This is a genomic window from Planktothrix prolifica NIVA-CYA 540 (assembly GCF_963864145.1).
In the GTDB taxonomy this organism is placed as follows: domain Bacteria; phylum Cyanobacteriota; class Cyanobacteriia; order Cyanobacteriales; family Microcoleaceae; genus Planktothrix; species Planktothrix agardhii.
Genome location: NZ_CAWLTW010000001.1, coordinates 1,461,203 through 1,474,378, shown reverse-complemented (window position 1 = coordinate 1,474,378; position 13,176 = coordinate 1,461,203). Strand labels below are relative to the sequence as shown.

Here is a 13,176-nt window from a genome sequence, read left to right as displayed (position 1 = left end):
TTAGGATTGCTATATAATAGTAGCCAAAAGGATAAAACCATGACAGTGAGCAGAATTATTCAACTTTTGAGAACGGGTAAACTTAACGAAACCGTAACGGTTCAGGGTTGGGTCAGAACCAAACGGGAATTGAAAGAATTTACCTTTGTAGAAATCAATGATGGTTCAGCTTTGGCTAATTTGCAAGTAGTATTAAATCCCGATTTAGCCGATTATGGGAATATTTTAAAACAACTAAATACAGGTGCATCGGTAGAAATTTCCGGGGTATTAGTCGAATCTCCCGCTAAGGGACAACGGATAGAATTAAAAGCATCTCAAGTTACGGTTTATGGGGAAGCAGACGCTGAAACATATCCTTTACAAAAAAAACGTCATTCCTTTGAATTTCTCCGCGAAATAGGGCATTTACGCGCCCGGACTAATACCTTGGGGGCAGTTTTTCGAGTTAGAAATGCCTGTGCTTCGGCGGTGCATCAATTCTTTCAAGAACGGGGTTTTTTATGGGTTCATACTCCGATTATTACTGCTAGTGATTGTGAAGGAGCGGGGGAAATGTTTAGTGTAACTAATTTTAAATTAAAGGATATTCCCCTAACAGAATCTCAACAGGTTGATTACGATCAAGACTTCTTTGGAAAACCAGCTTATTTAACCGTAAGTGGGCAATTAGAAGCAGAAATTATGGCGATGGCGTTTGGGAATGTTTATACTTTTGGGCCGACATTTCGGGCAGAAAATTCTAATACTTCTCGCCATTTAGCGGAATTTTGGATGATTGAACCAGAAATGGCTTTTTGTGATTTAGAAGGAGATATGGATTTAGCCGAAGATTTCTTAAAATATATCTTTAAATCGGTATTAGAAACCTGTCCTGAAGACATGGAATTTTTTAATGAAAGGATTGATAAATCGGTATTAGAAACGGCTCATAATATTATTAATAATGAGTTTGGAAGGATTACTTATACTGAAGCGATCGCAATTTTAGAAAAAGCGGATAAACAGTTTGAATATCCCGTTAGTTGGGGTTTAGATTTACAATCGGAGCATGAACGTTATTTAGCTGAAGAATACTTTAAAAAACCGACAATGGTTACGGACTATCCTAAAGAAATTAAAGCCTTTTATATGCGCTTAAATGAGGATGGAAAAACCGTTAGGGCGATGGATGTTTTAGCTCCGAAAATTGGGGAAATTGTCGGAGGTTCCCAACGGGAAGAACGGTTAGAAATGTTAGAAAATCGGATGAAAACATTAGGAATAAATCCAGAGGAATTATGGTGGTATTTGGAATTACGAAAATATGGAACCGTCCCCCACGCCGGATTTGGATTAGGATTTGATCGGGTGGTACAATTTATGACGGGGATGGGGAATATTCGGGATGTAATTCCTTTCCCCAGAGCCCCACAAACCATTGAGTTTTAAAGAGTTAATGGTTGACGGTTGACTGTTAATAGTCAACTGTCTATGGAAGGAAGCCCTAAAGGGCTTACTACGTTATTTCCCGGTTAACTTCTTCAAACGTTCTGCTTCAAAGGGCGCACCTTTTAACATCCGATTCCAATATAACCAAGGTAAAACATAAAGCTTGGCTAACCACATAATATACCGTTCTTCGGTAGGATCAAAAGGAAAACTAGAGTCGGGTTTATTCTCATAAGTAAACTCCGCCATAATCGTTTTTCCGTAACCCGTAATTAACGGACAACAGGTATAACCATCATAACTTCCCGTTAGTTTTTGAGCATAAATTAACCCATAAAGATTTTCCACTAAAGCAGGCGCTTGTTTCCGAATAGCCGCCGCCGTTTTAGAAATAGGTAAAGAAGACGCATCTCCTAATGCAAACACATTCGGATAAACATTATGTTGTAACGTATTTTTATTCACATCCACCCATCCTCCCGGTTGTACTGCTAAGGGACTATTCTTAATAAAATCAGGGGAACTCATGGGCGGCGTGACATGAATAAAATCATACTTAATACTGACTTCCTCCACACCGTTATCCGTTGTCACCGTAAAAATGGCTTCCTTAGTTTCTGGTTGAATTGCTTTGAGATTATGTTTATAATTTACCTCAATATTTCGACGTGCTACCACTTTTTCCAAAGCTTCACAATAGCCCGGAACTGGGAACATTTTAGCCACCGCCGTACAATACATCACCCGACTTTTTTCCCGCACCCCATTATTGCGGAAAGTATCATCGGCTAAATACATAATTTTTTGGGGCGCTCCTCCACATTTAATTGGTGTAGATGGAAACGTAAAAATTGCCGTTCCCCCTTTAAAATTCTTCAACAATTCCCAAGTATAGGGGGCATATTCTAGGGAATAATTACTGGTGACTCCATTCTTGCCAATCGCATCTTTTAATCCTTCAACTAAATGCCAATCAATTTGAATCCCCGGACAAACTACTAAGTATTGATAATTAATTCGTTGACCATCTTTTGTAATCACTAAATTATTTTCAGGTTCAAATTTATCCGCATAAGCTTTAATCCACTTGACACCCGCCGGAATACAGTCTTTTTCATCCTTAATTGTATCTTCAATATTATAGGCTCCCCCACCCACCAACGTCCAAGCGGGTTGATAGTAATGTTTATCCGAGGGTTCAATAATGGCAATATCAAGGCTGGAATTTTTCCGCATTAGTTGGGCGGCGACGGTAATTCCTCCGGCTCCTCCCCCAACAATGACAATTTGATGGCGGGTTATCGGAGTTGTTAGATCGGAATTTGAAGGTTGCGAGGTTGTACTAGACATAATAGTTTGTGACTTCTGGACTGATCTGCTTATTGAGTTTATCGGAGAAATGAGCTAAATATCCAATCTATTAACAACTTTTAAGATTTCGGTTTCAGAAGCCCTGCACAGAATAAATTTATAGGGAATTTAATTAAAAATTAATCATTGATTATTAAAAGAAAAACACATAATTATTTAATATAATTATTGCTAAAATAAATGAAGATTTAAAAAACAAAAATATATTTATTAATTTTTGCCAAGATTAATAAATATTTTTATCCATATTCATGATTAAATGATAGAATGGGGTTGGTTAATACAAGTTCATCTGCTTTTAATAAAGCTATCTCATCAATTCTAATCGAGGCTAACTTCCTAGAAAAATTGTAATATATCGATTTTATTATCAATAAAATTATAGGATTAGTATGGATTTAGTTTTGGTTTTAATGTGAATTTAACCGATATAATTTAACTCAAAAAATATAAAAATAGTTAATTGCCTTTGATTTGAAGTTAAAGTTCTGCCCCATCATCTTTAAATTTAGCTGTTATAGCAACCGCCAAGGCAGTTAGGACATTAGGACAGAAACGGATCTTAGAACCCAGACGGTGAAGTATTTTCCCCCGGTGTTCCCTCCCCCCAAGCCCCCCGTGCCCTCAGGGCTGTTTCAAAGTCGGGTGGAAAAGAGTAAAGAAAGAGCGATCGCTACCTGATAAAATCAAGAGCGACCGCTAGTTTTTTACAAAAATAAAGATGCTAACAACTCTAATAGAAAAACTGAAAAAAGTCAAGGATTACCGGAAAGCCCAAGGAATAAGGCATCCGATTTGGGTAGTATTATTAATAGTCATTTTGGGGCTAATGTCGAGAAATTTAGGGTACAGAGAAATCGAAAATTTTGCTAAAATCAATCAAAAAGAACTCAGTCAAGTTTTAAAAATTCAGCTAGAAAAACCGCCATCATACTCAACAATAAGAAGAGTAATAGAAGGAGTAGATTGGTCAAATTTAATCGAGATATTTAATGAGATGTGTATTAAACCTGAAAAAGTTGGAGAACAAAAAAGTTTCGGTTTATCAAGTGAATAGCAACTTTCACAAAGGCTGGAAACATCTGAAAATTGTGATTCAGATAGAAAGAAGTGGCAACAGAGGGAAAAAACCCTACAAAGAAAAAGTATATTATATCAGTAGTGCAGTCAACGAGGCGAAAACCTTAGCTCAAATTATTAAAGGACATTGGGGGATTGAGAATCAATGCCATTGGGTAAAAGATGTAATTTTTCAAGAAGATAAAAGCCGAATCCGTAACTTTCAAGCGGCTACCAACTTCTCAACTCTAAAAACTCTGGTGATCAATCTTTTCAGAAGTTGGGGTTTTGTATCAATAACAGAAGGACAACGGTGGTTAACTGATCACTGGCACAAAATTTTTATTATCTCGGAACTGTTTCCCCTGAAATCCTCAAGATAATCGAGTAAATCAGCGGCAAAAATCCAAATAAAATAGATATAAATCCTCTATGGTAAAGATATAGAGAAGTTTTTTTTGCTTAAAAATCAGAAAGATGATACCTTGAGCAATATTCCTGATAATTCAGTTAGAATTACTCGGTTTTTTCGCCGAATGAGGCAAAAATTGGGGAGTTAAATTGAGTCCCCAATTTTGGAAAATGAAACAGCCCTGCCTTGGTAATGGGGGGAACTAGAATTTGCTATTAGCTGTGTAGAAGTAGAATAAGTAGAATTAGAAATCAAAGAACCTCCGATCCCCTCCCTTGATAATGGGGGGCTAGGGGGGGTCAACTTCAGGGTTTGATCAACCATGATCTGAACAATAGGAATCAAATTCTGTAACCAAGTGGCTTTATTTGTCTCTCCTTGTTTATTCACACTATCAATAACCGTTTCTAAGCAATTAATCAAGGTTTGATTTAACAAATTAGGGTGATTTTGTAAAATTTCCTGTTCCTCTCCCTGGGGACACTGTAACAGCGATTGAATTAAGTTAAAATAGGGATTATCCCCTGAGTTAAAATAACCGTGAGTAGCAATTAACAAAATATTAGGACAATTCACCCGACCGAACAAAGGTTCTAAAGCTTGTTGTTGCAAATAGGGTTTAACGCCTAATTTTTCCGCTATAGTTTCCGCTAATATTCCCGTTTCTGGAAGCGGATCAAAATATTCCCCACCCCAGCGTTTAATCACATCATTCGTAGTAAGCCCTTCAGGGCTTTCATCCCCATTCGTAGTAAGCCCTTCAGGGCTATTCTGAGGGCTGAAGCCCTCACTACGGGATAAGTTGAAGTCAGGATCAGCCATAATAAAAGGAGGAGATGCAGGGCGTTCTGTTTCAATAGTTCCCCGGAGAATATCTCGCCCCGTACTCAAATAACTAATTTGATAATGATCAATTAATAGCCGCCCCTCCTCTGGTAAAATCCCAAAGGGAACGAGACATAATTCATAATCTGGGGCAATAATTAAATGGGAATATTCGGCTAAATTTACCTGTTCTAAAATAGGATTATAAATCGCTTCTCGCAATTTTATCCCCGCTTCCAGATAAGATTTATGTTGAGGAGGTTTTGCTTTTGGGCGTAGTCCTAAATCTTTTAATCTCAGTTCAGATATCGTTTCTCGAAATACCTTAATTAACCGTTCAATGGGTTCCGCATCTCCTAATAAAATCATCTGCACCGCATCGGGTTGTTGAGCGGGTAAAACAAACGCTAAATATTGGGCAGGTTGCCATTGATCCGTTTTAAAATCATAGACATCAAACCGCACAAACTCCACTAATGCAGAACCTTCGGGTAATGCCAACGCCACCGCCCGTCTGTCGGTTTCTTGGTCTTGGAGTTGAATTTCTGGCACTTGGGAAGCGAGTTGTTTTTCGATTTGTTCACATTCCTGTTGTAATTCTGTGACTGATTTTTGATGTTCACGGCGGCGGAGGAGATACTGTTCTTGGGGTTCTTGGGGTTGGATGAAAGGCGGATCAAACATCAGATGGGTTAACTGTTCTCGCAAGGATCGTAACCGTTGAAATTCCGGTTGCAGGTGGGAATAGCGTTCACTATAAATGGCAAAATTAAACGCAGCTAAGGCAGTGGCGGTGATACATTTACGTTGAAGAACAACATCTAAGGCGATTTTTGCTGCTTCGGGAGAGTCGGAAAAATAAGTTAAAATTAGAGAAAGAAAGTGATCAAACCGATATCTAATATTGTCGATATAGGTGAGGCGATCGCGTTCTGAACTATAAGCAAAATTGGCACGCAAAAGCCGATCATCCATTGCGATCGCTTGCTGCATTAATTTTAAAGATTCTGATGGTAAATTCCTCGCAGCTAATAACAAGGCTAAATTATTAAGAACTCTGATGACATCAGGATGATCCTCATCAGAAAACAGCCTTTGAAACATCTCCTTAGCTTCTTGATACAATTCTTGTGCTTTTTTAAACAAGCCTTGTGTATAGTAGAAAAAAGCTAAATTATTCAAGCTTGCTGCCACATCAGGATGATCATCAAGAAACAGCCGTCTTCTCATAGCTAATCCTTGTTCATAGTACAACTTAGCTTCATCCATTTTTCCTTGCATTTCGTACAGTGCAGCTAAGTTATTAAGACTATCTGCTATATCAGCATGATCACCTTCAAACAATTCTTGTCTCATTCTTAAAGCTTCTTGATATAAATCTTCTGCTTTGTCGATAAACTGTTCTTTTGTATAGTAAAGAGTCGCTAAATTGTTAAGACTACGGGCTACATCAGGATGATTACCAGGAAACAGTCGTTGCCTCATTTCTAAGGATTCTTTATACGGAGATTCTGCTTCGATCAATTTACCCTGTGAGTGGAGAAGACCAGCCAGATTATCCAGACTTGTAGCAACATGGACGTGATCATCTGGAAATATACGTCTAATTATGTTTAATGATCTTTGATAAAAATACTCTGCTTGACTTAATTGTCCTTGTTGATGATAAAGAAAAGCTAAATTATTGAAAGCAGCTGCGATATTAGGATGATCGCCATCATATAGTAATTGAGCAAACTCTAATGCTTGTTGAGCAATAGGTATAGCCTCACTAAATTTGCCCTGATTAGAAAGTTCAATAGCTTTATTGTTGGCTTGATGATAACAATAAGTTTTGAACAGATTTAAATATTTATTTAAAACAATTATTAAATAAGCAAAAGTTTCCATATTTTTTTATTATTTAAACTAAGTATTTTTATGATCTTATTATTGTACAATGTCCCACTTGGATTATAGTTTTGATTAGGATGTGTGCGATGCAGCTTACACACCCTACGCTTTGGGATAGGTTGAGCGTTCGCAATTTTTAAAATTTAAGAATTGCGAACAATGGGTAAAATTTTAACTCTTGATCGAGATGTTTCTAGGGTAATTAAAGCACCTGTTTCTAATTGTTCCTGAAATTGAAATAAGGTATTAATCATCAATTTTCCAATAGCATCAGGTAACAAATCCTGAGTCCGAACTTGGACAACACTAGGGGATTGTGTTTGAGTCGCTGCTAATATTGCGCCGAAGTCTAAATCATTCGTAAATATAATGTAATTGTTATCAACAGCCCAAGCCATAATTACACGGTCAGTTGCACGGGGATCTCCGACAGTTGACCAATGAACTGAATCAATCCCTGCATCTGTAAATGTTTGCACCCATTCCGGCGACAAATTCATATCAATTAAAATTTTCATACAGAAGTTAGATGGACTTCAATCTCCTCAACTCGCCATGCAGCATAAGCTAACGCTTCATAAATATCTGCTAATTCTAAATAAGGATAAGCTTTCAAAATATCTTCTGGCGTGCGTCCTGAAGCCATCAACCCGACAATGGTTCCAACGGTTACTCGTAAACCTCGAATACAAGGTTTTCCGCCCATGACTTCAGGATTAATCGTAATTCTTGTTAACGGTTTCATTGTTATTTCCTGTTAATCGTTATTATTGTACCCATTTTAAAGGGTACGGTGGGAGATCAAACAGTCTTTAGAACATCAACAACTTGATATTCTGTATAAAATACCTGGAAGTCTGAACGTTCCTCTATATAGGTTAACAATTCATAGAGATGTTGATAATCCAGTTCTAATGCTTCCTGTTGACTTTTTGCCAACCAATTTAAGGACGGTTGATCAGGAGTAATAACCGCTAAAATTTGTTCTTGTCCCTCCTCGGTTGCTGTAAATACAGGATAAGGAGAAGGGGGATATTGAGGTAAGGTTGTTTCTCCCGCTTTAGTCTGAAATTCTGGGGCATATTCTGAGGGACAGATGCAAAACATTCCCCCAGAAGGTTCCCGTTCTAATAATATCAAATGTCCGGGTTGATCTAAATTAACTTTAAACAAAATATCGCTATCCTTGGGAACCTTATTCAGATAAGGGTTAGGGGTTTTATGTCGCATTCCCAAATGTCCCACATTTCCCGCTAAAACCGCCCCTATTTTATTTTTAGCGGTTGTTTTTGTTTTCAGTTCATCCCAAAGGGTTTGTTTCAACCATTGGAGATAAACTTTTCCTCGTAACCAAGATTTAGCACTTAGAGATTTATCTGTACTTTTAAAAACACAGCCTTGTTCTGTCATCTTCTTGAAGATATAGTTTCTGAGATTGTCTCTTAAAACGTGTTGATGATTTTTAGGCTTAGATTTAGTATTTTTTAAATTGTCTTCTAAAACATCAGCTAGAGCATCACGTGTTAAATCATCATTGCTACTGCGAAACCGTTCAACGAATACTAATTTACATCTATCCTTGAAACCCCATTGATCAGCGATCGCATTTAGGAACATCTCCTCGTTATCGTTATAGTCCTTAGAAATCATATTAAACCTGCCTTATTGGGTTAATCACTATCATCAGTATAAAAGCAATTTCATGATCTGCCTAGAGGGTTTCTACTTTGTTCTACCCAGTTCTACTCAGTTCTACAAAACTCTAATTCTTTCTATTTTTTGCGATTTACAACCTCAGATTTAAAGATTAATTTAAAGAGGTAATCAATAAATAGAGGCTAAGGCAATGCAACCAAGATTTAAGTATTATAGCTGGGTCACTCGTTTAGCTGAAATCCTAGTGGATGACAAACAGTGCCATTATGCACAAGCGTTAATGACTCAGTATCAAGTTGAGAAAAAACCGAGTAATTATGATTCCTCAGAACATGATCAAATGGTTATCGAAAGAGCAAGACAATTACAAGCAGAAGGTTATAAAGTGTATGTTGAGGAGGAAAATTCATTCAAATATCATGGAAAATACTTTCCGATTTGTGTCGGAGGTAGACCGGATCTTCGACCCATGAAAGGTAATCAATTGATTGTAGAAGATTGTAAATCAGGTAGACGCAAACATTCTCACAAGATGCAAGTATTACTCTATATGTTTCTCCTTCCCTTTGCACCAGAAACTAAAGCTCTCTATCAAGGTAAAATTCCGCATGGACGAATTATTTATCAAGATGGAATTGTCGAAATATTTCCAGAAGAAGTTAACGCAGAATTTCAACAAAAGTTACGAAACGTGATTGCAACGCTATGTAATTCAACATTACCTCAAGCAACACCGAATAAATGGGAATGTCGTTATTGTCCAATTCCTCATTCTCACTGTCCTGCTCATTATGCAGGTGAAATTGCATAATCATTATAAGTTAAAATTGCCGCGTAGGATGAAAAACACCCATCCTACGCCATAGGATCAGGTCTAAGAATGCGGTGCATATCTAAACTGGGGGGTTTAACAATAGTTTGGGTTAACATATCGTGAATTTGTCCGCGATGATGGGTTTGATGGTTGAAAAAGTGCATGATTAATATATCAATTGGATCATCATGAATATTTCCAGCACTATTACGATAACGAATAGTTTGATCAAATCGAGTTTGGTCAAATTGTTGAAAAAAATCTTCAATTTTAGCATCTTCAATTTGACGATTTTCCCATAATTTATTAAAGTCTTCATAGAGAATTGTATCTAACCCGGTTGATGTAATTTCACCGCCGGAAAATCGAGCCATCCATAAGCGATCGCCCACCATAATATGATTTAATGTGTTATGAATACTCTTAAAAAAAGCTGGTCTAGTTTGTTTCCGTTCCGCGTCGGTTAATTCTGCACAGGCTGAATATATTCGTTGATTTGCTAAGATATTATAACGAGCTAAAAGTTGAAAATGGGCAATTAAAGGATGAGTCATAGGATTGAGTATTTTTTAATTAAACAGAGTCAAAAATATTTTATATGGCAGTGATCTTGATCACATTTATTGCACCATAAAATCACAAATAAACTCTACCTAAATCACAAATCTTACTCTTAGGAATCACAAGTAAAGCTGATGTAAAATCACGTCCATTATATAAAAAATCTGTAAAGATTAAACTATTGGGTTAAGATAAATATTTATGGTTCCTAAAGTTCAACTCTTACAATCTGCCCTGGGTGATTTATTCGCTCAAGTGAACGCCACAGGTCATTTAACCCTTGCGGATCGTTATGGACTGATGGCAGCGATTTTAGATGAATCTCTCTCAGAAGAAGAAAGACGCTGTGTAGATCGATTACTCAGAGGAGTCTCTCGCGGAAAAATTAAAATTGTGGATGAATTCTCTAATTTACGATAATTAACATTTTCCTTTTTGTCCATCGGGCATAATTGCCCCACAGAAATTAGTTCCTTGTAATTTAGCATTATTCAGGTTAGCATTTAATAAATTAGCATTATTAAATTGAGCATCTTCTAAAAATGCTTGATAAAGATCAGACCAAGACAGGTCAGCATCCTCTAAATTAGCCTTTATTAAAGTGGTGCTATGGAGTTTTGTATCGCGTAAATCTGCCCCTGATAAATCCGCTTCGATTAAATTAGCTGAACTTAAATCAGCACCTTTTAAATTAGCTCCTCTCAGGTTGGCTTTTTGCAAATTTGCTCCTAATAAATCCGCCCCTTCTAACTTTGCATCTGCCAAATTAGCCTGACTCAAATCACATTGTTGACATTGATTGGTACTGATTAATCTTTCTACATCCCTTTGGCGTTCTGCTAAAACCGGAAATCCCACCCCTAAACTAATTAAACCCGTAACAATTATTAATCGCAATTGGGCTTTTCTCCCAGAAGTATTAGTATCGTTTTTTAGCCCTTGAAATAATCGGAAATTGATAATTCTCATAACTTTTTAGGAAAACCAATTAACAAAAGTACCATTATTTGCTATTATAAGATATTGTTCTGTCATTTCTAAAGCTATGTCTGCGCCCGTTAGCGCCCCTGTGATTACCTCCTTTCCATTAACCGCAGTGATTGGACAAGGTGCCATTAAGCTGGCTCTCTTACTTGCGGCGGTTGACCCTGGTTTGGGTGGTGTTGTGATTGCCGGAAGACGGGGAACGGCTAAATCCGTTATGGCGAGGGCATTACACGCTTTATTGCCTCCGATAGAAATTGTTAAAGGATCAATTGCTAACGCCGAACCCTTTGATCAGACTCAACCTACGGAAATTGTCCCCACAGCCTTTGTGCAAATTCCGTTAGGGATCACCGAAGATAGATTAGTGGGTTCGGTGGATTTAGAACAGTCCGTTAAACAGGGACAAACCGTATTTCAACCCGGACTTTTAGCTACAGCGAACCGAGGGGTTTTATATGTGGATGAAATTAATTTGTTAGATGATAATATTGCTAATTTATTATTAACAGTTCTAACCGAAGGCCGGAATTTAATTGAACGGGAAGGGATTAGTTTTGAACATCCCTGTAAACCTTTATTTATCGCTACATTTAACCCGGAAGAAGGTTCTTTAAGAGATCATTTATTAGATAGAATTGCGATCGCCCTATCCGCCGATGGGGTTCTGAGTTTAGATGAACGGGTGCAAGCGGTAGATCAAGTGATGGATTATGCGAAATCACCCCAGGATTTCTTAACTCAATATAACCAAGAATTAGATGATCTAAAAACCCAGATTATTTTAGCCCGGGAATGGTTAAAAGATGTGGTAATTACCCCGGAACAAATCTTATATTTAGTTCAAGAAGCTCTGCGGGGCGGTGTCATGGGTCATCGGGCGGAATTATTTGCAGTGCGAGTGGCTAAAGCCTCCGCCGCCTTGGAAGGACGCACTACCGTCAACGCCGATGATTTACGTCGGGCGGTGGAATTAGTTATTGTTCCCCGGGCCAAAATTATGCCACCTCCCGAAGAACAACAGCAACAGCAACCGCCTCCACCCCCACCGCCTCAAGATCAGTCCCCTGAAGATCAGGAGGAGGAAGAAGACGAGGACGAGGACGACGAGGAAGACCAGCCCGAAGAAGAAGAAGCCACTATCCCCGAAGAATTTATTTTTGACCCGGAAGGCGTGCTCCTGGATGATAGCGTCTTGTATTTTACCCAAATGGCGAACCGTCAAGGGAAATCTGGCAGCCGCAGCGTGATTTTTTCCGATGACAGGGGGCGGTACATTAAGCCCGTTTTACCCAAGGGGAAAGTCCAAAGAATTGCCGTTGATGCCACGTTACGCGCAGCCGCACCCTATCAACAGGCCCGACGTCTACGGGAACCGGGGCGGAAAGTGATTGTGGAACAGGGGGATATTCGCGCCAAACGGTTGGCCCGCAAGTCCGGGGCGTTAGTAGTATTTGTAGTAGATGCGTCGGGTTCAATGGCCCTAAACCGGATGCAGTCGGCTAAGGGGGCTGTGTTACAACTGTTGACGGAAGCCTACCAAAGCCGGGATCAGGTGTCGTTAATTCCCTTCCGAGGGGAACAGGCGGAGGTGTTGTTACCGCCCACTCGTTCGATTGCTGCGGCTCGAAAACGGCTGGAACGCTTACCCTGTGGGGGTGGGTCGCCCTTAGCCCATGGGTTAACGCAGGCGGTGAGAGTCGGGGTGAATGCTAAACAGTCGGGGGATATTGGTCAGGTGGTGATTGTGGCCATTACCGACGGACGGGGGAATATTTCTTTATCTCGGTCTTTGGGAGAGCCCCAAATTGAAGGAGAGAAGCCGGATATTAAGAAAGAAATATTAGAAATTGCTGCAAAAATTCGTGGGTTAAAGATGCAATTGTTAGTGATTGATACCGAAAGTAAATTCATTTCTACGGGGTTCGCGAAGGAGTTAGCAAAAACGGCGGGGGGGAAATATTATCATTTACCAAAAGCAACGGATCAAGCGATCGCGGCGATGACCCAAAATGCTTTAAGAGATGCGATCGGTTCTTGATAGTATTGCTGGTTCCCCGTGTCTCGCGGGTAATGCTTTTTTGAGGCTCTGCCTCTAGTAATATTAGTGGCGCTGGCACAATATCAACCTTTCTAGGTAGAACCTAGAAATCAGAGTACGTCTATTAGT

At 38.9% G+C, this 13,176-nt stretch carries 11 protein-coding genes and 1 pseudogene; 5 read left to right on the top strand and 7 right to left on the bottom strand.

Annotated elements, in window-relative coordinates:
* Positions 1-39: 39 nt before the first annotated feature.
* A complete protein-coding gene (asnS, locus tag AC559H_RS06790; RefSeq protein WP_026794100.1) occupies positions 40-1,431 on the top strand; it encodes an asparagine--tRNA ligase in 1,392 nt (463 codons plus the stop codon).
* Positions 1,432-1,503: 72 nt separating this feature from the next.
* Here the strand turns inward: asnS and AC559H_RS06785 are convergent, their stop codons facing one another.
* Positions 1,504-2,781 carry an NAD(P)/FAD-dependent oxidoreductase gene (locus tag AC559H_RS06785; protein WP_026788668.1) on the bottom strand — a complete coding sequence of 426 codons (1,278 nt, stop codon included), beginning with the start codon at positions 2,779-2,781 and terminating at the stop codon, positions 1,504-1,506.
* Positions 2,782-3,523: 742 nt separating this feature from the next.
* Here AC559H_RS06785 and AC559H_RS06780 point away from each other — a divergent pair.
* Positions 3,524-4,244, top strand: a pseudogene (locus AC559H_RS06780) (ISAs1 family transposase).
* A gap of 173 nt (positions 4,245-4,417) precedes the next feature.
* Here the strand turns inward: AC559H_RS06780 and AC559H_RS06775 are convergent.
* The 4 genes from AC559H_RS06775 to AC559H_RS06760 all read right to left on the bottom strand — a co-directional run bounded on the left by AC559H_RS06775 (position 4,418) and on the right by AC559H_RS06760 (position 8,641).
* Entirely contained in the window at positions 4,418-6,988 is a 2,571-nt protein-coding gene (locus AC559H_RS06775) for a CHAT domain-containing protein (protein ID WP_052349579.1), read from the bottom strand.
* 146 nt (positions 6,989-7,134) lie between these two features.
* Complete coding sequence (locus AC559H_RS06770; RefSeq protein ID WP_026786554.1) at positions 7,135-7,509, bottom strand: DUF5615 family PIN-like protein; 375 nt, start codon at positions 7,507-7,509, stop codon at positions 7,135-7,137.
* The gene (locus AC559H_RS06765; protein WP_026786555.1) at positions 7,506-7,736 is read right to left on the bottom strand and encodes a DUF433 domain-containing protein; all 231 of its coding nucleotides are present in this window, start codon (positions 7,734-7,736) and stop codon (positions 7,506-7,508) included. The genes AC559H_RS06770 and AC559H_RS06765 overlap by 4 nt, the downstream gene beginning before the upstream one ends.
* A gap of 56 nt (positions 7,737-7,792) precedes the next feature.
* Positions 7,793-8,641, bottom strand: coding sequence for a DUF4384 domain-containing protein (locus AC559H_RS06760; protein WP_051319757.1), 849 nt, complete (start codon positions 8,639-8,641; stop codon positions 7,793-7,795).
* Positions 8,642-8,837: 196 nt separating this feature from the next.
* Between AC559H_RS06760 and AC559H_RS06755 the strand changes: the two genes are divergently transcribed.
* Positions 8,838-9,458, top strand: coding sequence for a PD-(D/E)XK nuclease family protein (locus AC559H_RS06755; protein WP_051319758.1), 621 nt, complete (start codon positions 8,838-8,840; stop codon positions 9,456-9,458).
* 44 nt (positions 9,459-9,502) lie between these two features.
* Here AC559H_RS06755 and AC559H_RS06750 read toward each other — a convergent pair whose 3' ends face one another.
* On the bottom strand, positions 9,503-10,015 hold the full coding sequence (locus tag AC559H_RS06750) for a DinB family protein (protein ID WP_036833425.1): 513 nt from the start codon (positions 10,013-10,015) through the stop codon (positions 9,503-9,505).
* A 208-nt stretch (positions 10,016-10,223) separates the two neighbouring features.
* Between AC559H_RS06750 and AC559H_RS06745 the strand changes: the two genes are divergently transcribed.
* Positions 10,224-10,442, top strand: a complete 219-nt coding sequence (locus AC559H_RS06745) for a hypothetical protein (protein ID WP_026786557.1) — start codon at positions 10,224-10,226, stop codon at positions 10,440-10,442.
* Here AC559H_RS06745 and AC559H_RS06740 read toward each other — a convergent pair whose 3' ends face one another.
* Entirely contained in the window at positions 10,443-10,991 is a 549-nt protein-coding gene (locus AC559H_RS06740; protein WP_233422972.1) for a pentapeptide repeat-containing protein, read from the bottom strand.
* A gap of 76 nt (positions 10,992-11,067) precedes the next feature.
* Between AC559H_RS06740 and bchD the strand changes: the two genes are divergently transcribed.
* Positions 11,068-13,047 (top strand): magnesium chelatase ATPase subunit D, encoded by a 1,980-nt coding sequence (gene bchD, locus AC559H_RS06735; protein ID WP_026794098.1) that lies wholly within the window; start codon positions 11,068-11,070, stop codon positions 13,045-13,047.
* Positions 13,048-13,176 lie beyond the last annotated feature (129 nt).

Excerpts from the sequence above, each read along its gene's own strand:
- AC559H_RS06745 (WP_026786557.1), top strand. The coding sequence starts at position 10,224 with ATGGTTCCTAAAGTTCAACTCTTACAATCTGCCCTGGGTGATTTATTC.
- AC559H_RS06740 (WP_233422972.1), bottom strand. The coding sequence starts at position 10,991 with ATGAGAATTATCAATTTCCGATTATTTCAAGGGCTAAAAAACGATACT.
- asnS (WP_026794100.1), top strand. The coding sequence starts at position 40 with ATGACAGTGAGCAGAATTATTCAACTTTTGAGAACGGGTAAACTTAAC.
- bchD (WP_026794098.1), top strand. The coding sequence starts at position 11,068 with ATGTCTGCGCCCGTTAGCGCCCCTGTGATTACCTCCTTTCCATTAACC.
- AC559H_RS06785 (WP_026788668.1), bottom strand. The coding sequence starts at position 2,781 with ATGTCTAGTACAACCTCGCAACCTTCAAATTCCGATCTAACAACTCCG.
- AC559H_RS06775 (WP_052349579.1), bottom strand. The coding sequence starts at position 6,988 with ATGGAAACTTTTGCTTATTTAATAATTGTTTTAAATAAATATTTAAAT.
- AC559H_RS06755 (WP_051319758.1), top strand. The coding sequence starts at position 8,838 with ATGCAACCAAGATTTAAGTATTATAGCTGGGTCACTCGTTTAGCTGAA.
- AC559H_RS06770 (WP_026786554.1), bottom strand. The coding sequence starts at position 7,509 with ATGAAAATTTTAATTGATATGAATTTGTCGCCGGAATGGGTGCAAACA.
- AC559H_RS06760 (WP_051319757.1), bottom strand. The coding sequence starts at position 8,641 with ATGATTTCTAAGGACTATAACGATAACGAGGAGATGTTCCTAAATGCG.
- AC559H_RS06750 (WP_036833425.1), bottom strand. The coding sequence starts at position 10,015 with ATGACTCATCCTTTAATTGCCCATTTTCAACTTTTAGCTCGTTATAAT.
- AC559H_RS06765 (WP_026786555.1), bottom strand. The coding sequence starts at position 7,736 with ATGAAACCGTTAACAAGAATTACGATTAATCCTGAAGTCATGGGCGGA.